This window comes from Tundrisphaera lichenicola, from assembly GCF_051175385.1.
In the GTDB taxonomy this organism is placed as follows: Bacteria; Planctomycetota; Planctomycetia; order Isosphaerales; family Isosphaeraceae; genus Tundrisphaera; species Tundrisphaera lichenicola.
On the sequence record NZ_CP195106.1, the window covers coordinates 4,313,023 to 4,338,940 of the forward strand.

17 protein-coding genes, 1 tRNA gene and 5 pseudogenes are annotated in these 25,918 nt (G+C 64.9%); 17 read left to right on the forward strand and 6 right to left on the reverse strand.

Features of this window, described 5'->3' with window-relative positions:
- Positions 1 to 9: 9 nt before the first annotated feature.
- The 9 genes and pseudogenes from P12x_RS17070 to P12x_RS17110 all read left to right on the forward strand — a co-directional run bounded on the left by P12x_RS17070 (position 10) and on the right by P12x_RS17110 (position 8,066).
- The gene (locus tag P12x_RS17070) at positions 10 to 471 is read left to right on the forward strand and encodes a hypothetical protein (protein ID WP_435005593.1); all 462 of its coding nucleotides are present in this window, start codon (positions 10 to 12) and stop codon (positions 469 to 471) included.
- Positions 472 to 1,245: 774 nt separating this feature from the next.
- The gene (locus P12x_RS17075; protein WP_435005595.1) at positions 1,246 to 1,536 is read left to right on the forward strand and encodes a hypothetical protein; all 291 of its coding nucleotides are present in this window, start codon (positions 1,246 to 1,248) and stop codon (positions 1,534 to 1,536) included.
- Positions 1,452 to 2,579, forward strand: a pseudogene (locus tag P12x_RS17080) (hypothetical protein); the annotation flags it as partial. The gene P12x_RS17075 and the pseudogene P12x_RS17080, both read left to right, overlap by 85 nt.
- A gap of 125 nt (positions 2,580 to 2,704) precedes the next feature.
- Positions 2,705 to 2,775: transfer RNA gene (locus P12x_RS17085), tRNA-Gly, on the forward strand.
- Positions 2,776 to 3,267: 492 nt separating this feature from the next.
- Positions 3,268 to 4,213, forward strand: a pseudogene (locus P12x_RS17090) (IS1595 family transposase).
- Between the two features lie 339 nt (positions 4,214 to 4,552).
- Positions 4,553 to 6,007: an IS4 family transposase gene (locus tag P12x_RS17095; RefSeq protein ID WP_435005597.1), complete on the forward strand. Its 1,455-nt coding sequence runs from the start codon at positions 4,553 to 4,555 to the stop codon at positions 6,005 to 6,007.
- Positions 6,008 to 6,070: 63 nt separating this feature from the next.
- Entirely contained in the window at positions 6,071 to 7,075 is a 1,005-nt protein-coding gene (locus P12x_RS17100) for an IS701 family transposase (protein ID WP_435005193.1), read from the forward strand.
- A gap of 78 nt (positions 7,076 to 7,153) precedes the next feature.
- Positions 7,154 to 7,381: pseudogene (locus tag P12x_RS17105) on the forward strand (hypothetical protein); the annotation flags it as partial.
- Positions 7,382 to 7,529: 148 nt separating this feature from the next.
- Positions 7,530 to 8,066, forward strand: a complete 537-nt coding sequence (locus tag P12x_RS17110) for a hypothetical protein (RefSeq protein ID WP_435005599.1) — start codon at positions 7,530 to 7,532, stop codon at positions 8,064 to 8,066.
- 177 nt (positions 8,067 to 8,243) lie between these two features.
- Here the strand turns inward: P12x_RS17110 and ltrA are convergent, their stop codons facing one another.
- Complete coding sequence (gene ltrA / locus P12x_RS17115) at positions 8,244 to 9,569, reverse strand: group II intron reverse transcriptase/maturase (protein ID WP_435005601.1); 1,326 nt, start codon at positions 9,567 to 9,569, stop codon at positions 8,244 to 8,246.
- 578 nt (positions 9,570 to 10,147) lie between these two features.
- Here ltrA and P12x_RS17120 point away from each other — a divergent pair.
- Positions 10,148 to 10,390 (forward strand): hypothetical protein, encoded by a 243-nt coding sequence (locus tag P12x_RS17120; RefSeq protein ID WP_435005603.1) that lies wholly within the window; start codon positions 10,148 to 10,150, stop codon positions 10,388 to 10,390.
- Positions 10,391 to 10,730: 340 nt separating this feature from the next.
- Here the strand turns inward: P12x_RS17120 and P12x_RS17125 are convergent, their stop codons facing one another.
- Positions 10,731 to 11,492 (reverse strand): YkgJ family cysteine cluster protein, encoded by a 762-nt coding sequence (locus tag P12x_RS17125; RefSeq protein WP_435005604.1) that lies wholly within the window; start codon positions 11,490 to 11,492, stop codon positions 10,731 to 10,733.
- A gap of 451 nt (positions 11,493 to 11,943) precedes the next feature.
- On the opposite strand from P12x_RS17125, the gene P12x_RS17130 reads away from it, so the two are divergent.
- The 5 genes and pseudogenes from P12x_RS17130 to P12x_RS17150 all read left to right on the forward strand — a co-directional run bounded on the left by P12x_RS17130 (position 11,944) and on the right by P12x_RS17150 (position 17,205).
- Complete coding sequence (locus P12x_RS17130; protein ID WP_435005606.1) at positions 11,944 to 12,621, forward strand: alpha/beta hydrolase; 678 nt, start codon at positions 11,944 to 11,946, stop codon at positions 12,619 to 12,621.
- A 387-nt stretch (positions 12,622 to 13,008) separates the two neighbouring features.
- Complete coding sequence (locus P12x_RS17135; protein ID WP_435005608.1) at positions 13,009 to 13,179, forward strand: hypothetical protein; 171 nt, start codon at positions 13,009 to 13,011, stop codon at positions 13,177 to 13,179.
- A gap of 398 nt (positions 13,180 to 13,577) precedes the next feature.
- Positions 13,578 to 14,628: pseudogene (dinB, locus tag P12x_RS17140) on the forward strand (DNA polymerase IV).
- Between the two features lie 191 nt (positions 14,629 to 14,819).
- On the forward strand, positions 14,820 to 15,584 hold the full coding sequence (locus P12x_RS17145) for an SDR family NAD(P)-dependent oxidoreductase (protein WP_435005610.1): 765 nt from the start codon (positions 14,820 to 14,822) through the stop codon (positions 15,582 to 15,584).
- A 664-nt stretch (positions 15,585 to 16,248) separates the two neighbouring features.
- The gene (locus tag P12x_RS17150) at positions 16,249 to 17,205 is read left to right on the forward strand and encodes a DUF6599 family protein (RefSeq protein WP_435005612.1); all 957 of its coding nucleotides are present in this window, start codon (positions 16,249 to 16,251) and stop codon (positions 17,203 to 17,205) included.
- Between the two features lie 173 nt (positions 17,206 to 17,378).
- Here the strand turns inward: P12x_RS17150 and P12x_RS17155 are convergent, their stop codons facing one another.
- The 4 genes and pseudogenes from P12x_RS17155 to P12x_RS17170 form a co-directional block, all read right to left on the reverse strand.
- Positions 17,379 to 18,413: an aldo/keto reductase gene (locus tag P12x_RS17155; protein ID WP_435005614.1), complete on the reverse strand. Its 1,035-nt coding sequence runs from the start codon at positions 18,411 to 18,413 to the stop codon at positions 17,379 to 17,381.
- 335 nt (positions 18,414 to 18,748) lie between these two features.
- On the reverse strand, positions 18,749 to 19,498 hold the full coding sequence (locus tag P12x_RS17160; protein WP_435005615.1) for an SDR family NAD(P)-dependent oxidoreductase: 750 nt from the start codon (positions 19,496 to 19,498) through the stop codon (positions 18,749 to 18,751).
- A gap of 193 nt (positions 19,499 to 19,691) precedes the next feature.
- Positions 19,692 to 21,028, reverse strand: a pseudogene (locus tag P12x_RS17165) (IS701 family transposase); the annotation flags it as partial.
- Complete coding sequence (locus tag P12x_RS17170; RefSeq protein WP_435005616.1) at positions 20,992 to 22,404, reverse strand: IS4 family transposase; 1,413 nt, start codon at positions 22,402 to 22,404, stop codon at positions 20,992 to 20,994. The gene P12x_RS17170 and the pseudogene P12x_RS17165, both read right to left, overlap by 37 nt.
- Before the next feature lie 589 nt (positions 22,405 to 22,993).
- Here P12x_RS17170 and P12x_RS17175 point away from each other — a divergent pair.
- The gene (locus P12x_RS17175; RefSeq protein ID WP_435005617.1) at positions 22,994 to 24,376 is read left to right on the forward strand and encodes a sulfatase family protein; all 1,383 of its coding nucleotides are present in this window, start codon (positions 22,994 to 22,996) and stop codon (positions 24,374 to 24,376) included.
- A 48-nt stretch (positions 24,377 to 24,424) separates the two neighbouring features.
- A complete protein-coding gene (locus tag P12x_RS17180; RefSeq protein ID WP_435005619.1) occupies positions 24,425 to 25,906 on the forward strand; it encodes a sulfatase family protein in 1,482 nt (493 codons plus the stop codon).
- Positions 25,907 to 25,918 lie beyond the last annotated feature (12 nt).

Genomic DNA, 25,918 nt, shown 5'->3' on the forward strand with positions numbered 1-25,918 from the left:
CGGAGGGCGATGATGTACGGATCCTGGAACCCGACTAGGCTCGTCCCCTTCTCCGCCTTGGCGCTGTGGCTGCTCACGATGGCCGGATGCGGGAACGGGGCCGGCGCGGCACCCACCGAGGAAGTGGCTCGCTCCGCCCTCGAAAGGACGCTCAATACCTGGCGTGATGGCGGGAACCCGGGGGCGATACCGGAGACAGAGCCGCCTGTCCTGGTCCACGACACGCCTTGGAGTCAAGGCGAGCGTCTGGGGTCGTATGAGATCCTTCAAGAAGACACATCCAAGGGTAAGTGCTTCAAAGTTCGCCTGTCATTGTCCAAGCCCTTGCGGACCGAAGAAGTGGAGTATTACGTGCTAGGAGTCAGCCCGCTGATGATCTTCCGCGACCAGGATTACCTTCGAAACATTAATATGGAAAATGGTCCGAAACTGCTCAAGTCCGGACGACAGGGACGATCCTCGAACAGATAACCGTCGAGGCTGAGGAAATATCTCCAAAAGACCAGCCCGAGAGCGCTGAACCGGTCGTCGACCTTTGACGACCTGGTCCGATTCTCGGACCTGGGTGCCCCTCTCGATTTTGGCATCGTCCAATGGTCTGCTCAGAAAATTCCGTTCGGCGTTCTCGACCACCAGACGGCCGACGAACGCGGTCGGCCATCGGCGACTTTAAGGGCAGCCCAGGTCGAGTCAATTCTTGAGGTGGTTCTCCTGAAGTTGAACCGTTGTGGACGTCATCGCTCTCGATTGAAGGCAAGAACCCGAAGGTCGATACGGAAGCACCCGGATCGGGATCAAGCTTCCGGAACGGGATCAACCCGGAGGTTGTCCCAAAGGAGCCCCTCGCACGGGGGACATCGCGGGGAGGAAAGCACTCTGCTCGACGTGCTCCGAGTGGTAAGCTCGGGCGACAGGTTTGGGTACGCGCGATGCCTTTGCGCCAGGCTGACACGCGGGCTCGAAGCACCAGTTTCATATCGGCGTCAAGCCGTGCGAGGGGACGGCTTCACTATAGCGACCGCCCGCCCCATTTTCATCGGTTTGGGTGCCGCCCGAAGGGCGGCATGTGGGCTGATACCGAATTCCCCGGATCAATTGACGATCGTAGGGTCCGCTTTGCGGACCGCATCCTCGGTTTGATACCGGAGATACGGTCCGCATAGCGGACCCTACAAGGGTCACTCATTCGGGCGATTTTGTATGAGAGACGACCTGGAGATCTGGGTTGTCTTGAGAGGCTTTCCGATGCCCACCCTGACCATCGAATATCGCGACGAGAACGAACGACTGGCCCTGGAGCAGGCCATCGCCTACGTTCAGGACTTGCGCCAACTCGCGGTTGAGGCCCCCGCCGGGACCGTCCTGGAGGCCTGCGAGGGCCTCGCCCTGGAGAAGGGTCGGGCCCTGCTCCGCTCGAGCTTCGCGGCCGCTCTGTGCAGTCGCGTGGCTCTGGCCGAGCAAAAAGGGGGGACGCACGGCTCTGCCCCAAGGCGCACCCCGGACGCTCCAAGGGGCCGCACCGGCGGACCCTCCTGACCGCACTCGGGGCGATCACTTTACCCCGTCGCTATTTCGACTGCCCGTCCTGCATTCAGGGTGATTTCGGGGCCGATCGCATCCTTGGTGTCTCCGGCTACGTCACTCGCGGGGCCTGCCGGATGGCCTGCCTGTTGGGCGTGCAGCGGTCCTTCCAGAAGGCCGAGGTGGCCCTGCTCGAGGTCGCCGGCTGGAGCCTCGACGACAATACCATCGGCCAGCTCTGCCACGCCACCGCCGAGCGAGCCAGCTCGACCCGCCCTCAGCGAGACACCGCCGAGGCGTTCGCCCAGGCCGGCGGTGACCTGGAGTGGCACATCGACGCCGGCAAGGTCAACACCAGGGGCGGCGGGCGTGACGTGAAGGTGGCGGTGGTGGCCCGCCGTCAGCCGGGCGAGCCGATCACCGCCTCGGAGTAAGACGACCGCGACCTGCCGGCCCCCTCGGTGCGTTCGGTGGTGGCCGCGGTGGAGGAGGCCGCCGCGTTCGGGGGCCGTTGCGCGGCCGAGGCGACCCGACCGGGCCTGACCGATCCCAAATCGATGAGCGTGCTCGGCGACGGTGCGGAATGGATCTGGAACCTGGCCCAGCAGCGTTTCTCCGGCAGCTCGCAATGCCTGGACTTCTGGCATGGGGCGGCTTACCTGGGCTCGGCTGCCAATGCGGCATTGGGCACCGGCAGCGACGAGGCCGCCGCAGAACTGGGCCGGGGCAAGAAACGTCTGCTAGAGGATGGCTACTGGGGTGTGACCGAGTGGATCGGGGAACTGGCCTCGTAGATGTTGCCGGTTGGGGACGGGGCCGCCTCGGCGACGGCGTTGAACTATTTCGCCAGCCACCAGTCGCGGCTGAACTACGCGCTGCGGCTGCGTCGCGGCCAGACGATCGGCAGCGGGCTGGTCGAGGGTTCGATCGAACAGCTGCTCAACGTGAGGCTGAAGCAGACCGGGGCTCGCTGGAAGGTCGAGCATGTCGCACCACTGGTGGAATTGGGAGCCCTGGCCGCCGGATCGGAGTGGGAGGCATTCTGGAAGCAAACATGACCGGACGCCAAAATCGAGAGGAGCACCCATCTTTGGCGAACTGGGCTTGGCCTCGGATTAGATTCAGGTTAAGATTTCAAGCTGATGCGTGTTAGAGAAATCACGCACTATAAATCCTAAACACTGCGGGTATAGCTCAGTGGTAGAGCGCTAGCTTCCCAAGCTAGACATGCGGGTTCGATTCCCGCTACCCGCTTTCTTTCCCAATTCCAGCAGCCGAAAGCAGTTCAGCTTACCTCCCGGCGGTCGGGAGTGCGGCCCGGAAGTCCAAAACGAGTAGTACCTGGTACTACTTATCGGACCCCAGGTGCCCGCCATGCCCCGCCGACCTACCCAAGTTCCCAAGTATCGCCACTACAAGCCGAAGGATCTGGCCGTCGTCCGAATCGACGGCCACGACCACTACCTGGGCAAGCATGGCTCGCCCGAAAGCTGAGAACGCTACCACCGTCTCCTGGCCGAGCGGGCAACTACCCGCAGGGCCAATCCGCTGCCCACTACGGCCGATCCGACCGGGGAATCGAGCTCGCAGACCGTGGCCGAAGTAATCCTGGCATTCTGGAAAGGCTCATGATGGATTCCGGGGTGGTGGTCTGCAAGGGCCACTCAGTGCATACAATCGGTCTCTTCGGCCGGGCGATCTGTCCGCCCCGCTGATCCCGACTTCCCCGCCCCGAGGCGTCGCACGATGGTCAACATCCAGGATCTCTTCGACGACGCCAAGTGCTTCGACACCATCCGGGACATGCGGTGGCCTGACGGCGTGACCTGTCCCAAGTGCTCCTCGGACTCGGTCATCAAGAACGGCAAGGACGACACTCAGCCACTCCGTCAACGCTACGAGTGCCGGGGCTGCCGCCGACGCTTCGACGACCTCACCGACACCATCTTCGCCGGCCATCACCTGCCGCTGAGGACCTGGATCGCCTGCCTCTATCTGTTGGGGCTGAACCTCTCGGGATTGCAGATCGCCCAGGAACTCGACATCAACAAGGATGATGCCCGAGCCATGATCCAGCGACTCCGACAGGGGATGGTCGACCGTTGTCCTCCGGTCGTGCTGGAGGGGGAAGTCGAGTGCGACGAAGTCTATGTGGTGGCCGGACATAAGGGTCATCCCGAGGCGGTCAAAAAAAGGCCGCCTCCCCCGAAGGCGACGCCTGAGAGGCGAGCGAGGTCGGGGCACCCTGGCCAAGGAGAAGCCGCCGATCTTCGGGATGTTGCAGCGTGGAGGCGAGGTCGTGATCCGGATGCTGGAGAACGTCCAGCAGGTGACCATCAAGCCCCTGATCGATCGGATGATCGCGAAGGGGACGTTGGTCTACACCGATGAATACGACATCTATGGCCGCCTGGTGGAGTGGGGTTATGGCCACAAGACGGTCTGCCACGGGGCGGGCGAGTTCGCCCGGGACGACGATGGCGATGGCTTCTGCGAGGTCCATGTCAACACGCTCGAAGGGTTCTGGTCGCTGCTCCGCTCGTGGCTGCGGCCTCACCGAGGAATCCCCCAGGAGAGCCTACCGCTGTACCTGGGTTTCTTCGAGTTCGTGCACAACATCCGGGCGAGAGGAAAGCGGCTACTGAGTGCCCTGATCGCCCAATTGCTGGCACCACCCCGGAATCCATCATGAGCCTCCGGGAAAAGTGGTCGGGCCCGCGGCCAAAGCTCAGGACCGATCGGTGACCGGCGGGAGCGACGTCATTGAAAGCGGCGGGCCGAGCGGCATCGACGAAGACGCGTTCGAGACGTGGCAACGGCCTTCGTCGTCCGTCGTTGCGACCTCATCGAATTTACAATATGCGTATCTATGGATTCATGATCGGCGGCAAGAAGCCTGCTTCGGTCCGGGATTCCGATGTTGATCGGTCTGCCACCCCTTCGGGCGACCACACGAATGGCACTTAGATCTCCATAAGCGGTTCGCCGAGAGTAGGATGGGATTTCGGTTGCGATCCGGCTCCGATGGGGGATGGTCCTCATCCCTTCACCTGCCCGGGGCCGAGCGATGCACCTGCCCTCCAACCGACTCCTGACCCATCAGGTCGATGCCCTCCGCCGCCAGTTCCTCCAGGACGGCGGCCTCCCGTTCGCCGACGTCCTCACCGCCGACTGCCTCCACGAGGCTCTCGGCGAGATCAAGTCGACCTGGAAGGACCGTGTCTACAACCCGCTGGTGACCCTCTGGGTCTTCCTCGCCCAGGTGCTCAACGCCGACCAGTCCTGCCGCGCCGCGGTGGCCCGGCTGATCGCTCATCGCGTCTCCCAAGGACTTGAGCCCTGCAGCTCCGAGACGGGGGCCTACTGCCAGGCGAGGAAGCGCCTGCCCGAGCGGTTCTTCGCCGCCGTGGCCTGCCTCGTCGGGCGCAACCTCGACTCGCGGGTCGACCGGCGGTGGCTGTGGAAGGGCCGCCGCGTCTGCCTCTTCGACGGGTCCACGGTCTCCATGCCCGACACGGAGGAGAACCGCCGCGAATACCCGCTGGCCTACAACCAGGTCCCCGGCACGAGCTTCGCCCCCGCACGCATCGGCGCGATCATCTCGCTGTCGTGCGGGGCGATCCTCGACCTGGGCGTCTGCCGGTATGCCGGCAAGGGCCAGGGCGAGGTCAGCCTCCTGCGCAAGCTGTGGGACGTGCTGCGCCCCGGCGACGTGCTGCTGGACGACCGCCTGATGTCGGGCTGGGTCGGCATGCACCTGCTCAAGCAGCGGGGCGTCGACACCGTCAGCCGCCTGTCGGCGCACCGCCACGCCGACTTCCGGAAGGGGACGCGGCTGGGCAAGGACGACCACCTGGTGGTGTGGAAGAAGCCGTCGTCGATCCGCTCGGTGGACCGGGCGACGTACCACGCGCTGCCCGACGCGATCACCGTCCGCGAGGTCCGCTTCCGCGTGGAGCAGCCGGGGTTCCGGAACCGGTCGGTCGTCGTCGTGACGACCATCCTGGACCCCGGGCAAGCGAGCGCGGAGGAGCTGGCTTCGCTCTACCGTGCCCGGTGGAACAACGAGCTCGACCTGAGGTCGATCAAGGTCACCCTTCAGATGGACGTGCTGCGCTGCAAGACGCCGGAGCTCGTTCGGAAGGAGATCTGGGCCCACGTCCTGGCGTACAACCTGATCCGAACGGTCATGGCCCAGGCGGCGACCATCGAGGGGGTGGAACCGCGCTCGATCAGCTTCAAGGCGACGCTCCAGGTCCTCGAAGCGTTCCGGCCGCTGATCGCCTACCGGGCGCACTGCGGCGCGGACTGCCAGGAGGAGCTCTACGAGCAGCTGCTCGGGGCCATCGCCGTGCACCGGGTCGCCGACCGGCCCGACCGGTTCGAGCCCCGCATGACCAGGAAGGGGCCCAGGGGATACGAAGAACTGAAGAGGCCGCGGAGGGAGATCAAACTCCAGATGCTCAAACGAGCTAGCAAAATCTAAGTGCCATAGGAGTTACGCGGCAGTGATCGGGCGTCCATATTGCGCCAATCGGTTCGGACGTCCATGATGGATCGCATGTACGCCCCGAACCCCAAGTGTCACGACACCGACTACATCGATTTCCTCATCGCCTCCCCGAAGGCGTTCTGCTGCACGGAGGCCGCCGCTGTGCAACCCGAGTCGCCCGACGCTCCGGCCCACGATGCCTTCACCCGTCTGCTCCATCGGATCGAACCCGACCCGTCCACGCTCTGGGAAGAGGCCCGGCCCATGGTCCGCAAGGAGGGCGGGATGCTGGTCCTCGATGACTCGACCCTCGACAAGTTCCACGCCGAGAAGATCGAGCTGGTCAGCCGGCACTGGTCGGGCAAGCATAAGCGGGTCGTCCGTGGCATCAACCTGATCACCACGGCCTGGACCGATGGCGATACCGTCGTGCCCTGCGACTACCGGGTCTACGACAAGGCCAAGGACGGCCTGACCAAGAACGACCACTTCCTGGCGATGCTCCGCCAGGCCAAGGCCCGCGGCTTCGAGCCGCAGTGCGTGGCGTTCGATAGCTGGTATTCGAGCCTGGGGAACCTCAAGGCGGTCCGGGCCTGCGGCTGGACGTTCCTGACCCAGCTGAAGGTCAACCGCAAGGTGGACCTCGACCGCCAGGGCTACCGTGCCGTCGCAGGACTGGCGATCGCCCCCGAGGGGACCATCGTTCATCTGGAGGGGTTCGGGTCGATCCGCGTCTTCAAGGTGGTCTCCCAAGGCGGAGACGTTGAATACTGGGCGACCAACGACCTGGCGATGGGCGAATTGACCCGGCTGGCCCACGCCGAGCGATGCTGGGCGATCGAGAACTATCACCGGGGCCTGAAGCAGTGCTGCGGGGTGGAGCGTGCCCAGGTCCGGGCGGCGCGGGCGCAGCGGAATCACATCGGGCTGTCGATCCGGGCGTTCCTGCGGCTGGAGCACCATTTCTACACCACGGGGGTCAGTTGGTACGAGGCGAAGGCCCGGATCATCCGAGGAGCGGTGCGTGCATATATCGCCAATCCGATGTACAACCTGACATGACCGCGTAACTCCTATGCCATTCGGCGACCACACCGACGCGCGCAACATGTAATCGTTCGACCCACCTTGAACCAACCAAAGGATCGCTGGGGCTTCTCCTGGCAGATCACGCCTCGCGTGCTGCTCGAGGCGACGACCGACCCGGATCGCGCCGCCGCGAAGCGTGCCATGGAGGCCATGATGACGATGGAGAAGATCGACATCGCGACGATCGAGGCCGTGCGCCGAAGCGAAGGCTTAAAAGGCCCCCTTCCAGGTGACTCTGCCGGACCAGGCGTCGTAACGCTTACTGAGCAAACCGCTTAATAAGACTTGGTCTCGCCGAGGCCGATCGGCCGAGAAGAAGGCCCGAAAAGATTCCTCCTGGTGTCGATCGGCCGCCTTCCCGATGGACAACCTTGTGGCGTGCAAATTGAGGCTCCCAACCACCCTGACCTCCCGAAAGGGGATAACGATGACTCGACGATTCCTTGGCCTCCCGATGCTGATCCTCGCCATCCAACTCGCCGCCCACGGCGAGGATAAGGCCGGCAAGCTGCCGCCGGCGCCGGCCAATGCCGCGTTCGAGACGATGAAGAAGCTGGCGGGCACCTGGATGGTCGCGGACGCCGACGGCAAGGCGACCGATCAGGTCGCTTCCATCATCAAGGTCACCGCCGGCGGGAGCGTGGTGCACGAGACTCTCTTCCCCGGCCAACCGCACGAGATGGTCTCGGTCTACACGCTCGTCGGGGGCGATCTCGTCATGACCCATTACTGCGTGCTTGGCAACCAGCCACGCATGAAGGCCGACCGGGATTCGTCGGCCGACCAGATCCAATTCCAGTTCGCCGGTGGCTCCAACCTGGACCCGGCGAAGGACAAGCACATGCACGAGGCCACGCTCACGATCATCGACGCCGATCACATCGAGCTGAAGGGCGTCGGCTGGGAAGGTGGCGCGCCCGCCAAGGAGATGTGCTGCGGCCGGAGATTCACCCGCAAGAAGTAAGGGTAGGCCGGGCATCGCCCACGCAGGAGTTCTGACAAGGCTGTCGCTTTCTCCACCTGATGAGGGCGCGACGGCCTCGTGCCACCACTAGTGTTGGGCCGGGTCGCCCAGGGAGATCGCTCTCCCCGGGCTCATACAGATCCAGACGTGTGTATTTCACGAATATTGCTCGTCATCTCATGAGTTCGCTGCGCGATTCAACAGCCCGTGAACCACTCGCGCTCTGGGGAGTGGATAACGTCTCTCCAGGCGAAGGAAGTCCGACCAAGCGAGTGGCCCGGCTCGACGGCGACGCGAGAGCCATCGCCGCCAGATCCGCCGCGAACCCTCCAGGAAGTTCTGGAGGCTGGCGAAGTTACCGATGATCCCATAGTACCCGTAGTGGCCTTGCAGCTTCTGCTTGAGCTCCTGGTGCTGAACCTCGATCGGCTCGTGTCGGTTGGTCCGGCACCAGACCGATAACACTTGCAGCGCCCGCCTGAGTCGGCCCTTCGCCGTCTGAGGCTTGATCACCCATCCTCCTCCTCGGGTCCGTCCCCAGTAATGGGTGAAGCCCAGGAAGTCGAATGTCCCGGGATCGGTTCGTCCCCGATCCCCGGGCTCGGAGTCGTCCGACTCGGGCGGGACGAACCGCACCAGTCGGGTCTTCTCCGGGTGGACCGTCAGCCCGTACTTGCTCATCCGCCTGGGCAAGACTTCCATGATCCGTCGTGCGTCGTCTTCTCGGGCCACCCCGATCACGAAGTCGTCCGCGTAACGGATCAGGAACGCCTCTCCTTTCAGGCGAGGACGAACCTCCTTCTCGAACCATTCGTCGAGCACGTAGTGCAGGACGATATTGGCCAGCAGGGGGCTGATCACGCCGCCTTGAGGGGTGCCGGCCTCGGGGGTCGTGACGGCCCCGTCCTCCAGCACGCCCGCGTTGAGCCATTTGCCGATCAGTCGCAAGATCACACCGTCGCGCACCCGACGCCTGAGGAACTCCCGCAAATGGCCGTGGTCGATCGAGTCGAAGAACCTCCGAAGATCGACATCCACGATCCAGCAACATCCCAGGTTCATCGCCCGTTTCCAGAGCGAATCCAAAGCCCCGTGAGCACCGCGTCCGGGTCGGAATCCGTGCGAGACCTCCAGGAAGTCCGCCTCGTACACCGGTTCCAGCACCATCAGCACCGCGCGTTGGAGGAGCTTGTCCTCGAACGTCGGTATCCCCAAGGGGCGAGTCTCGCCGGGCGAGCCCGCCTTGGGAATATGCACACGTCGCACCGGCGGGGCCACGTACGTGCCGGACTTGGCGCGGTCGAGGAGGGCCTGAAGGTTGCCCATCAGGTTGGCCTCGTAATCGGCCGCTGTCTGTCCGTCCACGCCGACCGCCCCGTCCTTGCGGGTCTGGAGATACGCCATCAGAAGCCAGTCGATGTCGATGTGATGCGCCAGGTTGGTGAACGCCATGTCCGGGGCGTCCCTGGCGAGTTCCGCGATCCGTTGTCGTTTCGTGGACACGGTCTCAGGGCTCGGCGTCCCTGTCATGTTTCCCTCCAACGGTTCATGAGACGGCGTCTCCTTCCCTCCCCGGGGTCCCTCGGGACGGTTCCCCCGGCTCGACGGTACTACGAGACGCTCCGACTCCCCGCCGCCCGTCTCGCCGCACTTCGTTTCCTTCGCTTGGCGATACCATCGTCGTGTCCCGTGATTCGTCCCCAGCGGCCCGGCACACAAGGCCGTGGATCATCCTGGAGTTGGTAAGCCGGGTCTCCCACCGGCAGGTCGATGGAGACGGCGGGGTCTTCCAAGTTCCCGGGGAACCCTGGTGACCATTCGCCCTGTTCTCCGACCCCGGCGTGACCGGACAGGCTCTGCGGGACCAAGGGTTAGCCTGCCCGACGCGGCCCCCGCGTCTGACAAGGACGAGGGCTCGACGCGACGAAATTTCGGGGCTCAATCGCACGGCGTTTGATCTCGCTGTCTACGCTTCGCAGGGGCAGTCACCCACCCACCACGCAAGACTCGCATCCGGCCGCTGGCCCAGCTCTACCGGGCGGGTTTGGCTACCCGCAGGATTCCGACGAGAGGTTTCGAGCTTGTTGAAGGCTGTCCTCCTCTCCCGAGCTTCTTGGCGCAAGGTCCCACTTCTCCCTGCATACGCAGCGGTGGAGCGTCCGGCCTGGGATGCCGGTGTCGCGGATCGTGGCGGCGACGACGCGGGTGGTGCCGAAGCGGGCGAGCGGGGAAGGCCGCCGAAGACCTATGGCGAGCTGGCCGGCCCCTACCTGACGGCATTGCCGGTCGGGATCGAGCCCGGCGATCTGGTGAACCCCGAGTGATCTCGCGCGAAGTAACGCCAAATCCGCACGGGAGTTGCCCAGCGACGCCGGCCTGCTGGCCTACCGTGAACTCGTCGACGAGCTCAACCTAACCTCCTCGGCCGCCGCTCCGATGCAAGACCAGCGCACGAGCCAGGACTCTCGCCAGAGCCTAACCGCGCTGCCGCGTCAGTCTCTCTACGGCCGCCTGGCCGGCTACGAACCCTCAACGACGCCGACCGATCCCGGCTCTACCCCGTCATGAAGACCGTCTTGAGCGGCCGGGCCAGGGACCATACGGCGGCCTCCACCAGCGAAGTCGCCCGCTTCGGGACCGTGACGCTCACGACTCGCGATAATGTCAGCCAGCCGGTTGGCGGACCTCGCCGGACGGTGGATCGACCGCGCCCACCGGCACCGCAGTCTTCCGGTACACCTCCTCGAACTCCTGCTCGAGCTCGTCCGACCACGGGCCGGGGAAGACGCTCGCCCCGTTCGCGGTTTCGAATGCCTTGGGACGGCTCCGCCAGGTCTCTGACAGCTTGGGATCCTCCGAGGCGATCTTGTAGGCTCTGACCAGTTCGAGGAGGCGATGATCCGCCGAGGAAGACTTGCACGCGATGGCAAGCCCCTCGCGGATTGCCCCGAATACCAGCTCGCGGAGGCCATTGGTATGAATCTCGACCCCCGCCCCCGGATGCTCGGAGTCCTCGCGGCAATCATCGACGCTGTAGGATGAAACGCCACGGCACGCGACTGGCCTGACTTCGTAGACCGAGCAGGTGCCCGCCTCGAGGAAGGGGCAATCCAGCCTGATCCGGTCCCGCTGGCCCATGTCCATGCCCTGAGTCGCGGCGATATTGGCGTCGACTCGGGCGACGAGCGCCGCCCGCCGCTCTTCGTTGAACCGCTCGCGGACGAACGAGGCGATGGCCAGGACCTCCGGGGCCGAGGCCGCGACCGGGTACGTGCAGCAATAGGTGCAGCCGCTCTGGCACGCAACCCGGTGCCCGTCGCGGCAATTCGCGTGGACCTGCCCGACCGACCGGTCGGTGAGCTTGTGGATCGTGTGCGCGAGTTCGATGGCGCTGGGAGCCGCTGGCGGCCCAGACAGGATCTTCAACGACTCCCCGGCCGCTGCCATCCGGGCCCGGATGACGAGCGGATCTTCGCTGAACCGCGGCCGTGGTTGAACTCGCTTCGCCTTTCTCGAGGGAGGTTTGGGTCGTCCGGGCTTGCGTGGCATCTGGAGGGTTCTCGCGCGGAAGCTATGTTTGGTTCGTCGCGGGGAGTCCTCATATTACCCGAATCGATTCCGCCGATGACCTCGGGTTCCAAGATCCGCCGCCGTGCTTCCATCGGCCGACCGCTCTGATATCATCCCGGACAGGCCATCTCCCGGGTCGAACACGGAGCCGACAATGAACAGATCGATCTATCTGATCGCCCTCGCCTGGGCAACGGCTGTAAATGCTCAGGCGCCCGGCCCTGCGGAAATCCCGCTCTACCCGGGGGCGGCCCCGGGCTCGGAGAAATGGGACTGGGATGAGAAGTCCGTCACAAGGCCGAACGGCATGCCGATCGTGACCGACGTCGTGAAGCCCGTGCTAATCCACTATCCGGCAGAAAAAGACAAGGCCGTCGGCTCGGCCATGGTCGTCGCGCCTGGCGGCGGGTTCCGGGCCCTGATGATGAGCTACGAGGGGGCGGACATCGCCAAGCGGCTCAATGCAATGGGCGTCGACGCCTTCGTCCTGAAGTACCGACTCATCCATGATGCTCCGGGCGCCCCGGCCCGTGAGGACGTGGTCAAGATGGCGGGCGAGGACGGGCGGCAGGCCGTGTGGCTCGTGCGGGAGAAGGCCGGCGAGTTCGGCTATCAGCCCGACCGGGTCGGCATGATCGGGTTCTCGGCCGGTGGCATGGTCACCTCCAATGCGCTTTTCGGCCCGAGGGAGACGAGGCCGGATTTCGTGGCGCTCATCTACGGGATCCGCGAGATCCGGGAGATTCCGGACCCGGCCCCGCCGCTGTTCCTGGCCGTGGCCGCCGACGACGCCGGGTTCGTCGCGCAGTCAGTCGACCTGTTCACCGCATACCGCAAAGCGAAGGGCCAGGCCGAGCTGCACGTCTTCCAGTCCGGCGCGCACGGCTTCGTGAACAAGGGGGGCGGGGCTGACCATTTCATGGACCGCCTCGAGGAGTGGCTCCGGGTCAACAAGCTGCTGACGAAGGCTGAGGGCGGTAAGTGACTGGCCGTGTAGGGGGGCATTGGGCTCGCCCATCTCGCTTTTTCTCCGCTCCGCCCTGGGTCCAGCCAGGACAACCACCGCCGAAGTCCTGGTCAGCGGATGAGGCACCGCCTGGGAGGTGCCCGAGCCGTCCGACACGGGGCCCCTGGTCCGCCGGCGGTTGGTCGATGCTGTCCTTCCCAGGGCGTCAGACCGACTTCTTCAGGGGCTCCGAGGAAGCCCTGGCCTATTCCGCCGCAATCATGAGGCTTGAGCCGACCCCCGAGCGGCGGAACCGCCCCCTCGACGCCTACCTGCACCCGGAGCCTTGGCCCGACGCCGCCCCCGCCCCGCGCAAGCTGAAAGCCTCCGGAGTCCGTGTCATCACCATCTCGAACTCCAGCCCCCATGATGCTCAAGGCCAACGCCGAGCACGCGAGGATCGCCGACCTCTTCGACGAGTTGCTGAGCACACAGGCGAACGGCACCCACAAGCCGGAGCCCCGGGCCCACGCCTTGGGCATGACGCACCTGATGCTGGAGAAGGAGGAGATCGCCTCCCGCGCCTTCGGCGCCTGAGGCCCCTTCGACGCGAAGTGCTTCGGCTACACGACCTACTGGGTGAACCGGTTCCACCTACCGATGGAGGACGGGCTCGGGATCGAGTCGGACGGCACGTCCGACAAGCTGGAGGGTCTGCTGAGGCACCTCCTCGGCAAGCCCTGAGCGATGATCCCCAGCGAGGAAATCCCACCAGTTTCCTGAGTAAGGGATCTGGCCGGCGTGGCAGGACTTTCGGTTCGCCGGTTCACTGGTGGTCATCTGTGTGGTACAGTTCCGGGCGGCCCCTGACCGCGCGGTGATGAGCCTGCCGGTCCCGGGCCGAATTGAGAAGGGGAGTCGGAAGCGAGGTCATCGAGTCCGAGGACGCGGGCGTGGCCGGGCCTGATCAGCAGCGGAAGATCATTCACGTCGACATGGACGCCTTCTACGCGTCCGTCGAGCAGCGTGACAATCCCGAGCTCCGCGGGCAGCCCATCGCGGTCGGCGGCTCGCGCGAGCGGGGCGTCGTGGCGGCCGCGAGCTACGAGGCCCGCCGGTTCGGCGTCCGCTCCGCCATGCCCTCGGTCACCGCGAAGCGGAAGTGCCCCGAGCTGATCTTCGTGAAGCCGCGATTCGACGTCTACCGGGCGGTGTCGCACCAGGTCCGGGCCATCTTCGCCGAGTACACGCCCCTCATCGAGCCACTCTCGCTCGACGAGGCCTATCTCGACGTCACCGAGAACCTGAAGGGCATGGCCTCGGCGACCGAGATCGCCGAGGAGATCCGGGCCAGGATCCGCGCCGGGATCGGCCTTACCGTGTCCGCCGGGGTCTCCTACAACAATTTCCTGGCGAAGATGGCCTCGGCCGAGCGCAAGCCCGATGGCCGGCTCGTCATCACGCCGAAGATGGGCCCGGCCTATGTCGAGGCCCTGACGGAGGGGAGTTTCACGGGATCGGCCCCGCGACCAGGCGAGGATGGAGGCGCTCGGGATCTACACCGGCGGCGACCTGAAGGCCCAGGCGCTTCTGTTCCTCCAGGAGCATTTCGGCAAGGCCGGCCCCTACTACTTCTGGCTGTCCCGGGGCATCGACGAGCGTCGCGTCTCCGCCGATCGTGTCCGCAGGTCGTTCGGCGCCGAGACGACGTTCAGCGTCGACCTCTTCACGCCCGAGGAGGCCCGCGCCGCCCTGGAGCCGATCATCAGCAAGGTCTGGTCCTACTGCGAGGGTTCGACGGTCCGAGGGCGGACGGCGACGCTCAAGGCCAAGTATGCAGACTTTCGCCAGATCACCCGCAGCCGGACCGTCGAGGTCCCTGTCCTGTCGCGGGGCGAGCTCGAAGAGCTCGTGTCCGCGCTCCTCGAGCCGCCCTTCCCCGTCGGCAAGGGCATCAGGCTCCTCGGCGTGACCCTGTCCTCGCTCGATGTCGAGCCGGAGACCCGTGGCGGCCAGCAGCTCCGACTGCCGCGCAGGGTCGAATGACTTGACCGCGGCGATGAGCAAGCCGGCTACCGATCGGTAAGCTGATCGGCCTCCACGGAGATCTTGTTATCGCCGACCTACTTGCCGTTTCGCGCAAACAATGTCCGATCATGCCTGTCGCTTGCCACGTGCCCCCCAGACGGCTATTCTCTTCGCCGGACGATGGCAATCCCGACGGGGCCTCGAAACCGATGAGACTACCGGGCAGGACGGCATTGGTGACGGGCGCGGCGAGGGGGATCGGATGGGGTATCGCCCGGGAACTCGCCAGGGCCGGGGCGGACGTCGCGATCAACGATCGCGAGCGCACCGCCCAGGCCGAGGCCGCGGTCGCCGTGATTCAAGCCATGGGCCGCCGCTCGGCCCTCGTCGAAGGGGATGTATTCCGGCGAGATTGCTGTGAGCAGGTGGTGGCGCGGACGATCGAGGCCCTGGGACGCATCGACATCCTGGTGAGCAACCCGGCGTTCAACCGCCGGGCCGATTTCCTCGAGTACGACCCCGACACGTTCGCCCGTGTGATCGACGGGACGCTCACCTCGGGATTCCAGATGGCCCAAATCGTGGCCCGTCACATGGTCGAGCGGGGCGGCGGTGGCAAGATCATCTTCATTTCGAGCTGCCACGCGAAGACGCCGTATGCCCGCAGCGTCGCGTACAACGCCGCCAAGGCCGGGCTGAACAACATGGCGTTCACCATCGCCGCCGAGCTGAACCGCCATCGGGTCAACGTCAACGTGATCGAGCCGGGCTGGATCGACACCCCGGGCGAACACGAGTCGTTCGGAAGCGAGGCGATCGCGAAAGCCGGCCCGACGCTGCCCTGGGGCCGGCTCGGCACGCCCGAGGACATCGGAAAGGCGGCGGTGTTCCTCGCCTCCGAGGACGCCGATTACATCACCGGCACGGCGCTCGCCGTGGACGGAGGGATCTCGCTCCGATCGGCGTGGGAGTGAGCTCCGCGACCCTCCCGAAAGTCTCAAACCCTCTACGCGAGGGTCGGAACCCTTGGACGCCGCCATGGGCTCCACCCGACCAGTACTCCGTCCACTGCCGGGTAAGGATCAACTTCAAGACGCCTATCGGGTCGAGGGGGCGAAGGCGATTCACTTCATTTTCAACGCTCCGGCGGCCGTGCACGTCGCTACTGCGGTTCACACTGACGATGCGCCGGAAAATCGGGGACAGGCACCCGGCCCTCACTCGTCTTCCGCCGACGGGAAGCTTCCCGATCGGGCCGTGAGCCAGTCCCCATTTTCCTCATCCGTGCGCGATTCGAGCGTGAACCGCTATAGGACGACGATGGCCATGCTGATGGCGAGTCGAAGGTTCATGCGTTGCGACTCCCGAGGAGGTTGGGATTCACCGAGTATGACAGGACGGGGAGGTTTCGGCGAAGGGGGACAAGTTCGGGGATCAACGCCGCCCTTCGATGTCGGTGCGGGCAAGCTCGAGCTTACCTAACAGCGTTGTGTGGCTTCCGGCCGGCCGGGGCATGGTGCCCACCCTCGACAGGCGAAACCGCCCGCGGCAACCAACCTGACGACGCTGTCTTCAAAGGTCTTGCCTTTCACGGCGTCTATCCCATACCGTGAAAACAGCCCCGAACTGGAGTATTGCATGAGAAGATTGCTAGCCTTGCTGCCATTCGTATTTCCCGTCCTCGTCGCCGCCCAAGACGCCGCCGGACCCGTCAAAGAAGGCCCACCGCGAATCACGCCCGAGTTGAAGGCCAAGACGGAGACCATCGCCCGGGCACTCGAGACCCTCACGGCCGAGGGGTTATCGAAAAAGAGCCCCGTGGAACGCTACACCGAAGCCAACTTGTACGAGAAGATCGACGGCCGGTCCGAGCTGTTTCAGTCCTACGACGTGACCGGCATGACCTTCGTCACCTTCTCCAAGGCGGACAACCCATCCAAGTTCATCGATGTATTTCTCTACGACATGACGACCCCCCTCGGCGCCTTCGGCGTCTATTCGCTCGAGCGCTCGCCCGGCAGCAAGTCCATCGCCATCGGCGACGGCGGCCAACGCACCGGGGCCGATTTATTCTTCCGGAAGGGCCGATACTATGCGTCGATCCTGACGTCGGGACCCGACGAGGAGGTCCAGAAAGCGGCATCGGTCCTGGCCGAGACGCTGGCGAATCGCCTGAAAGGCGAAGCGGCGGAGCTATGGGGTCTCGCCATGCTCCCGGCGAAGAATCGGATCGACGATTCGGTCCAATACCTCATGGTCGATGCCCTGGGCTTCGACTTCTTGACCAACGTGTTCCAGGCCCAATACCGCGACGGTGAGTCCGAGTTCACCGCCTTCGTCGCGCGATGCAAGTCAGAGGCTGACGCCTCGGAAATCCTGGCCAAGTACAAGGCCCACCTCGAAGAATTCGGCGACTTGGCCGAACCGGCCAGGATCGAAGGGGCGTCGGTCATGTTCGCCGAGGCGGGCGACGGGGGCTTCGACGGCGTTTGCCAGGTCGGCAACGTCATCGCTGGCGTCACGGCGGTGAAGGGCCGCGACGCGGCCGTCAAGGCCATGACCTTCCTGCTCAAAGGGCTGAAGATGCCGAAATGACCCGGCGCGGCCTCTGCTGCTAGGCTAGGAGGTTGACCATCCCCTTCGGGTCGGGGCCAACCTCCAATTCCACCAGCATCATCGACAGACCGTTCGCTCGCATCGAGGGCAAATCGGACTGGCGAATGGTGTGCCCGGCGCCACCGCCGAAGGGGACCATCGGGCGGCGTCGATCAGGCCCTGGCGAAGATCTCCGCCGAGCGCTGAACCGCCGCGAGGTTCTCTTTGAAATGGGTGAAGTTCTGCATGTCGGAATTGACGACGTCCACGCCGTGGGCGAGGACGAACGCGTAGGACCGTTGCCAGGACGAAAGCCCCGATTGCATCAGCTTGTCGCTGTAGTGCCCGTCGAAGGCGTTCTCCAACTCCTGACCGCCGCGGGACGACAAGTAGCGGGCCGCCTTCATGCCGACGAGACCGATGCCGGCGTCCCGGGCGCGCTGGAGAGTGGGCTGAAGCTCGAGCATGGCCGGCGTCCCGGGAAGGAGGCTCTTCGAATCCCAGTCGTACCACCCGGCGGGGGTGATGGCGATCATGGCGAGGTCGTACCAGCCGGTTTCGATCATGGCCTCGAGCACTTGCTGAGCCCGCTTGTGGGTACTCACGCCCCAGTGGCCCACCTTCCCGGCGTGTTTCGCCTTGAGGAAGGCCTCGTGCAGTTGCTCGCAGCGGACGACCTCCGGCTCGCCGACGCCCATGAGGTAGTAGGCGTCCACATAATCGGTGCCCAGATCGGCGAGGCTCGCATTGAGTAGCCCCGTCCAGTAATCCGCCAGAAACTTACCTTGCTCGACGGTCAACGGCTTGCCCGGCTCGTAGCCGTCGATGGGGCGCAACGGCGCCTTGGACGTGACCCAGATCTTGCCGCGGTTCGCCGCGAGGAAGGGGGCGAAGGCTCGCTCGCTCCCCTTGTAATAGGCGTTGGAGCCGAGATCGTAGAAGTTCACGCCCGCGTCGAACGCCGCGTTGAGCAACCGGACTGCTTTCCCGCCCATCAACGCCGCGCCGCCGCCGAAGACGAGGCGGCTGCAAAGGAAATTCGTCCGGCCGAGCTTGCGGTAGGGCATGCCGCCCCGCTCATTGCGGTGGATCAGGCCGTCGTCCGGCGCGTCCTCGGCTCGAGCCGACGGAGCGACGGCCGCCGTGGCGGTGACGGCGGCGGTGGTCTTGATGAATGCCCGGCGGTTCATCTCGTTCGGCGCGGTCATGGAGCTACCCCTGCGGCTGGACGATACCGGCATTGCTACATCCCGCCACTCTAGGCTGGACGGGCGCATCGCGTCAATCTTCGGCATTCGCTGCTCTGAGCCGAGAAGCGGAGCCGGGAGCCGTCGACTCCCGGCTAGACCAGGGGCTCTCCGGCTCTGACGGATGGTCGCCGCCATGAGCCGTGGCAAGTGCATCCCAGGCCGATCGCCCTATCGGCGCGCCGATCTGGTGACGGATAAGTAGCTGGCCGTAGGGGCGGCCCCGGTGTGGTGGCGAAGGCGACCTGGATTACGGCGAAAATGATGAGTCCGAGCTTGCCCACACCACCACCCGATCAGCCGAGCAACCCGCCCGACGCGTGGATGACCTCGCCGGTGATCCAGCCCGAATCGTCCCCGGCCAGGAACACGACGGCCCGGGCGATGTCGTCGGGCTGGCCGATCCGCCCGAGCGGCGTCTTCTTCGCGAACGCCTCGAACATCTCTCCTTCCGAGAAGCTGGACGTCCCCTCGGTCGCCACCGGCCCCGGGTTGATCGAGTTGACCCGGATCTTCCGACCGCCCAGCTCCTGCGCCAGCCCCTTCGTGACGGCATCGACCGCCGCCTTGGAGGCCGAGTAGACCGAGGCGCCGGCCATCGGGCGGGTGCCGACGACCGACGAGACGTTGATGACGCTGCCCCCCTCCGGGCCGAACAGGGTGGCGGCGTGCTTGGTCGCCAGGATCAGGCCCAGCACGTTGAGGTCGAAGTGCTTGTGGAAGTGCTCGGGCGTGATCCCCTCGAGCGAGGCGAAGTCGTAGATCCCGGCGTTGTTGACCAGGATGTCGAGCCGCCCGAACTTCTTGCGGGTCTCCTCGAAGAGGTGGGCGACCTCCTCGGGCTTGGCCAGATTGGCCCCGATGGCGACGGCCTTGCCGCCCTCCTTCTCGATCGCCTGGACCACCCGCTCGGCCCCCTCGCGGCTCGACGAGTAGTTGACCACCACGCTGGCCCCGGCCCTGGCCAGGTGCCGCGCGGCCGCCGCGCCGATGCCCTTGGACGCCCCCGTGACCACCGCCACCTTGCCCGTGAGATCGTTCGCCATCGTCCGGACCTTCATTGCCCGAGTTTCTGGTTCGCAACCGCTGTGGTTACGATTCGGCGGTTATCGTAGAGCGTCGAGCGACCATGGCAAGGGGTTGAGCAAATAATTAGGAGTTGTCCTGGCCGCACGAGCGGCTCGTGCAATCTGTGGCTCCTGCCAAAACGCTGTACTTTCCGGGAAAATGTATATGCCATGCCGCCAGGCTGAGCAGCCTGACGGCGTCAGCCTGAATCTCTTCCTCGGTGACCCCGGGGCGTAGAACTGCACGAATTTCCTCGCCCAGCAATTCACGACGCCACGCCCGCCGCCTGTCCGCGTGGCTCGGCCGGCGTGATGGGCTGTCCCACGGCGAACCCGAGCGGTCCACCAACTCCTCATCCTCCCGGCCCCAGGCCCACGCCTCGGTCAGCGTGAACGTCCACAGGTAGATGTGGAACGCCCCGATGTTCGCCCACAAGAACCTCACCTGTTGCTGGCCCGCCCCCACGATCTGTTTGCATTCGCGGAAGGTGATCTCCAGGCTGAAGCGGTCGGCCACCATCCCCAGGATGTCGGCGACGCTCGCCGAGGTGTCGGTGCAGAAGTACGCCCGCCACCCCGTCGGCTCGTCCACCAGCACCACCCGGATTACCCCGCCGGCCGGACGCCAGGTCGCCAGGAACGTCTTGTATTTCTTGACCATATCCTCCCCATACAGCTCGAACGTCTCGGACGACCAGCCACGCCGCTGGCCGCCCCGCTTGGCCAGGTCGATCACGTCCGGACCGTAGGTCGGGGCCGGTCCGCGTCGCCCCGGCGGCTTGGGCCCCGGTAAGTTCCGCAGGGCCGCGTCCTTGCGGAGCCGGCTGACGACCGTCATCCCCATCGCCTTGGCCGGCTTGAGGACTTCCTTCTTGGCGTAGGCGCCGTCGGCGACGACCCAGATCGGCAGCTTCAGCAGGTCCAGCCAGGGCTTGGCCCACCGCAGCAACTCGACGACCAACTCCAGCTTGGTCCGGAAAGCCGGCCGATGCTTCGGATCGATGGCCGGCAGGTCCTTCTTGCGGACGTAGAGCCAGGACAGCAGCGGCAGGGCGATCGTGCCCCACGCCTTGTGGGTGACGAGCAGCGCGAGGACGACGAAGACATGGCCATAGACGTAAGGGGAGCCGGCCGGGCCGGGGGTCGGGTTGTGATGCACGCCGGCCCCCTCGACGTGCGGCCCGTACCTCTTCGTCGGCGTGTCGTCCAGGGCGAGAGTCAGCCGCGGGGCCCCTTGAGCAACGGGGAGACGACTTCGATCAGAAGACGCCGGGCGATGCTGTCGGCCTTCTTGCCGGCGGCCGCGACGGCGATGTAGCAGGACTGATAGTGGCCGCCGAGATTGGCCGCCCTGATCCAGGTGGTGACGGTCCGGCGTCCCCGGGCCAGGACGGCGCCGAGGAACAGCAGGGCGAGCCTCGGGGCGGACCGGCGGTCGAGGGGGGTGGCGAGTTGAGAGAACCACTGGCACGCTACGCCGTTAACCTTGCTTGGTGAGCATCCTTGCATTGGCTGGCACGTTCGATCTCTCGGGCCGTTGCCGGGCGGATCTTGGGGGCTCCGATCGGCTTGGTTCGATTCTTCCGTGGATAGTCCCGGCTTGCCTTCGATCGACGGTGGTATCCATCGATCGTGGCCGACGCCAGCCGTTCCCACAGCGACTCGCCGAGCTCCGGGACGACTCGGTACTCCCGCATCGCTCCGCGGTAGGCCCGCAACAGGCCCGTCACGCTCATCCGCGACGCCGGCACCGCCTCGCACGACAACTCCACCTGCCCGTGCCGTGTCAAGGCCCACAGGCCCAGCAGCGACCACGTCGCCTCGACCTCGGCGTTCTCCGACCGCTGGCTCCTGAGCTTGCGTCGGCCGAACGCCTGCTTGAAATCGCGGTAGAACAGCTCGATGCCCCAACGCAGTCGGTAGAGCTCGATGACCTGGTGATCCTTGAGTCGCTCCTGGTCGAGGACCGAGGTGACCAGGTACATCGGATGCCGGGCCTCTTGCACCGCCACCAGTCGCAGGACCAGCGGTGGTTTGCCACGCGACGCCTGTCGGTCGGGCCAGAGGTAGACCGTCCCGCCTCGCTCACGGGCGTAGCCCAGGCCGCGAAGCAGGCGGACATTGGCCCCGACCCGCACCAGCAGATGGCGGCCCGAGGCGATCAGGTCCGCCCAGGTCTGGTAACCGACGAAACCGGCATCGGCCATCGCCAGGGCGTTGGCCGGCAGGGTGTCGATCATCTGCCGCAGGTGTTCGCGTTCGCTGCTGTCGTCGGGCCCGGTCCGCCCGTCCCAGGGCAGGCCGGTGCCGACGTGCCACGTCGTCGTCAGCCACATCTGCGGCCCCTCGGCCTTCTTGCGTCGCGACGCCAGGTCGGCGGCCGTCGCGGGGAGGCGTCGCCGCCGCCTCGCCTTCGGCCCTCGACCTTGCTTGGCCGTGAAGCGGGCCTGATTGGAGACGGTCCTGGGCAGTTGGAGCCGGCTGCCATCGACGGCGAAGGCGGCGAAGCCGGCGACCTCGAACCGGTTGGCGAGGTCGTCGCGCATCCGCCGTCGCAAGGCCAGCATCAGGATGGCGGCCAGGGTCGCGGTCCGGGCCCGCAGGAGCTTCAGGAACGCCTGATAGGTGGTGGCGACCTCGGCGTCGAGGCCCAGGGCGAGTCGGACGATCTTGCGTGCGGCCTGGGACCGGGCGACCAGGGTCGGCTCGTCGGACCAGGCCCAGAGCAACGCGGCACAGGCCAGGCCGCGCGGCTCCCAGGTGCAAGAGCCGCGGAGGCGAACGGCGGAGAAATCGGCAGTGGCGGTGAGCCAGCCGAGGACGCGTCCGAGGTCTTGATGATGAGGGGCCGATGCGGTAGGACGGTGCTGGTCTTGGTGCGGCATGTCCGACTCCGTCGGGGCGAGCGGTTGTGATCTCCTGCCTGGTAACAGGGATGGTGACCGCGAACCCGTGCCGCATCAAGACTTTATCGCATTCCTTCCATCCAAGGTTAACGGCGTAGGATGCCAGGGGTAATGAACTTCGCCGGTCGCGGTAACATGGGTCTTCTGTCGCGCTGTAGTACAACCGTGTCCGACGCCACTCGACGCTGAGCTACATGTCGCCGATTGAGTACGAACTTGCCGGATAATCGTTAACTCGGCGCTCGCCATCCGTGGGGAAGTTCACATATGTTCACGTAGCGAATTCATGGCACGAGGAGCCGGATGCGTCAATCGCGCACGTCCGGATCTGAGGGGGGCCGGGGCGGGCAACCGCCCTGGCCTACCCGACCAGTAGAACAACGCTGAGTAAGGACTAGCTTGCCGAGTTAGGCGGGTGTACCATCATTTTCCCTCCCTGGTATGACGTCCCAAGCTCGAAGTTGTCGCACGCATCGATTGCGTGTGGGGAATTTAGGCATTCCGAAGCCAGTAGCACGAAGTTGGCAGCACCGACCCAGGCCGGGCATTAATTCCCAAACAAACCATCATGAAATCAAATTTTATTGTGTTTATTTTTTTTGTTGTGATTACGTTTCTGCCGTCCAGCAGTGGGCATTGCTCGGCAACGACGCCTTTGAACGTGGTGATCCTGTATGCCGACGACTGGCGTCACGACACCTTGGGCTGCGCCGGGAATCCGGTGGTGAAGACACCTCATCTCGACAAGCTCGCGGCCGAGGGCGTGCGGTTCACTGGCAATTGTGTCACCACTTCGATCTGTGGGGTGAGTCGTGCCTCACTCTTGACCGGTCAGTGGATGTCTCGACATGGCAATCCGGCGTTTCAGGCCTTCAAAACCCCGTGGGCTGAGACCTATCCCGGCCTTCTCCGAGCTAACGGTTACTTCGTCGGCCATGTCGGAAAGTGGCACAACGGGAAATTTCCCGCCGATCGCTTCGACTTTGGTCGGGCCTACGCCGGCACTCACTGGATCAAAGAGCCGGATGGGACCCGAATTCACGTCACTCAGAAAAACGAGCGCGACGCGATCGACTTCCTGCGGGGGCGCCCGGTGGGCAAGCCATTCTGCCTGACCCTGGCCTTCTTCGCGACGCACGCGCAGGACTCGCATCCCGAACAATATCTGCCCCAGCCAAGCAGTCTTCCATTGTATCAGGATGTGGTGATTCCTGTTCCACCCACGGCGACCGAATCTCATTTTCGGCGGCTCCCGCCGTTCCTGGCCAATGAGGCGAACGAGGGCCGGAATCGCTGGCATTGGCGGTTCGATACGCCGGAGCGATATCAGAAATACATGAAGAATTACTATCGGCTCGCCACCGAGGTGGATTCGACCTGTGGTCGGGTGATCGCGGAGCTCGCCCGGCAAGGCGTGCTCGACGAGACCCTGGTGATCTTCACGACCGACAACGGTTACTTCCACGCCGAGCACGAACTGGCCGACAAGTGGTATCCCTACCAGGAGAGCATCCGCGTCCCGCTGATTATCCGTGATCCTCGGATGTCGCGTGCTCGGCAGGGAGCGACCAACGACGATCTCACGCTGAATGTCGACCTGGCCCCTACGATCCTCTCCGCGGCCGGTGTCGCGGCCCCGGCCGGGATGCAGGGCCGAGACATCGCCCCACTGTATCTCGATCCGGTGAAGCCCGCCTGGCGAGAGGAGTTCTTTTACGAACATGCGATTATCAAGAACAAGGATTTCATCCCGTCGTCCGAGGCACTCGTCCGGAAGGATTGGAAGTACGTTTACTGGCCCGACTTCGACCATGAAGAGCTATTCGACCTCGTGAAGGATCCTGCCGAGGAGCTCAATCTGGCGACTGATCCTTCGCAGCAGGCGAGACTCATCGAGATGCGCCGCAGGATGAACGAACTCGGGAAGGCTGCCGGTCGGCAAACGCCCTGATCCGTGCCTCCGACACGCATCACCTGGTCATGAGGGATATATCGAGACATGACTCCGACATTCCTGATCCTGGCGGCCCTGGCAGGCCTTCTCGCCCCGGACGAAGATAAGCCCCCGGTTCGTCCCAACATCCTCTGGATTGTCGTGGATGACATGTCGGCGAACTTCTCGTGTTACGGCGAGACGCTGATCAAGACCCCGAACGTTGATCGGCTTTCTCGCGAAGGGACGCGATTCACCCGAGCCTTCGTCACCGCGCCGGTCTGCTCACCCTGCCGATCGGCGATGATCACGGGGATGTATCAGACCAGCATCGGTGCCCATCACCACCGGAGCGGCCGCGGTGCCGAGAAGATCCGGCTTCCCGAAGGCGTCGAACCAATCCCCGGGCTCATGCATAAGGCGGGCTACTTCACCTGCATCGGCGATGGTCTTCCTATGTCCGCGCCCGAGAAACCTCGGGCGGAGGGAAGGCTAGGCAAGACCGATTACAACTTCGAGTGGGACCCGAAGATCTACGATGGTGCCGACTGGGCGGGACGCCGGCCGGGCCAGCCCTTCTTCATGCAGGTGCAACTGGCCGGGGGCAAACTCCGAGGCGATACCGATGCCAGTATAGCCCGACTTTCCGAGCGTGCCCGACGTGAGTTCGGCTCGTCGGTGAACCCCGAGGACGTGTCGCTCCCGCCCTACTATCCACGCGACCCGGTACTCCTGCGTGACTGGGCGGCGTACCTCGACACGGTCCGGCTGACCGACGAGCACGTCGGCAAGGTCATCGACCGGCTGGCGAAGGAAGGGGTCCTCGACGACACGCTGGTGATCTTCATGACCGACCACGGGATCAGCCATGCTCGAGGGAAGCAGTTCCTCTACGACGAAGGGACTCATATCCCGTTCGTTGTCCGAGGCCCCGGGATCGAGCGAGGCAAGGTCCGCGACGATCTGATCGAACATATCGACATGGCCCCCATCTCGCTCGCCGTGGCGGGTATCCCGATCCCGGAGTCGATGCAGGGCCTCGACGTCTTCGCGAGAGACTATGCGAGGCGTGACGCGGTCTTCGCCGCCCGGGATCGTTGCGACGAGACGGTCGAGAGACTTCGGAGCGTCAGGACCGACCGTTATCTCTATGTTCGCAACTTTTATCCGTCGCGCCCGATGCTCCAGCCCAATGCCTATAAGGACGGGAAGAGTATCCTCAAGTCACTCCGAACCCTTCACGAATCGGGCAAGCTCGACGCCCTTTCGGAAAAACTCCTCTTCAGCCCCGTTCGATCTTCCGAGGAACTTTACGAGTGGGCCGTCGACCGCTGGCAGGTCCATAACCTCGCCGACGATCCCTCCTACCTCGCGGATCTCGAACGGCTCCGAGCCCGACTCGATCGCTGGATGATCGAGACCGATGATCACGGAGCCGAGTCGGAGTCGATGTACGACAGCGACATGGCCGTCTATGTCGGGTCGGGCAATCCCGTCGTCGAGAAGAACATCGGCCTGATGAAAGGGTGGGCCGCCGAGGGCAAATGAAGCCCGACACCG

What these genes read in the sequence shown, in the direction of transcription:
- P12x_RS17070 (WP_435005593.1), top strand. Translation starts at nt 10, where the DNA reads ATGATGTACGGATCCTGGAACCCGACTAGGCTCGTCCCCTTCTCCGCC.
- P12x_RS17075 (WP_435005595.1), top strand. Translation starts at nt 1,246, where the DNA reads ATGCCCACCCTGACCATCGAATATCGCGACGAGAACGAACGACTGGCC.
- P12x_RS17095 (WP_435005597.1), top strand. Translation starts at nt 4,553, where the DNA reads ATGGTCCTCATCCCTTCACCTGCCCGGGGCCGAGCGATGCACCTGCCC.
- P12x_RS17100 (WP_435005193.1), top strand. Translation starts at nt 6,071, where the DNA reads ATGATGGATCGCATGTACGCCCCGAACCCCAAGTGTCACGACACCGAC.
- P12x_RS17110 (WP_435005599.1), top strand. Translation starts at nt 7,530, where the DNA reads ATGACTCGACGATTCCTTGGCCTCCCGATGCTGATCCTCGCCATCCAA.
- P12x_RS17130 (WP_435005606.1), top strand. Translation starts at nt 11,944, where the DNA reads ATGCCGATCGTGACCGACGTCGTGAAGCCCGTGCTAATCCACTATCCG.
- P12x_RS17135 (WP_435005608.1), top strand. Translation starts at nt 13,009, where the DNA reads ATGATGCTCAAGGCCAACGCCGAGCACGCGAGGATCGCCGACCTCTTC.
- P12x_RS17145 (WP_435005610.1), top strand. Translation starts at nt 14,820, where the DNA reads ATGAGACTACCGGGCAGGACGGCATTGGTGACGGGCGCGGCGAGGGGG.
- P12x_RS17150 (WP_435005612.1), top strand. Translation starts at nt 16,249, where the DNA reads ATGAGAAGATTGCTAGCCTTGCTGCCATTCGTATTTCCCGTCCTCGTC.
- P12x_RS17155 (WP_435005614.1), bottom strand. Translation starts at nt 18,413, where the DNA reads ATGACCGCGCCGAACGAGATGAACCGCCGGGCATTCATCAAGACCACC.
- P12x_RS17160 (WP_435005615.1), bottom strand. Translation starts at nt 19,498, where the DNA reads ATGGCGAACGATCTCACGGGCAAGGTGGCGGTGGTCACGGGGGCGTCC.
- P12x_RS17170 (WP_435005616.1), bottom strand. Translation starts at nt 22,404, where the DNA reads ATGCCGCACCAAGACCAGCACCGTCCTACCGCATCGGCCCCTCATCAT.
- P12x_RS17175 (WP_435005617.1), top strand. Translation starts at nt 22,994, where the DNA reads ATGAAATCAAATTTTATTGTGTTTATTTTTTTTGTTGTGATTACGTTT.
- P12x_RS17180 (WP_435005619.1), top strand. Translation starts at nt 24,425, where the DNA reads ATGACTCCGACATTCCTGATCCTGGCGGCCCTGGCAGGCCTTCTCGCC.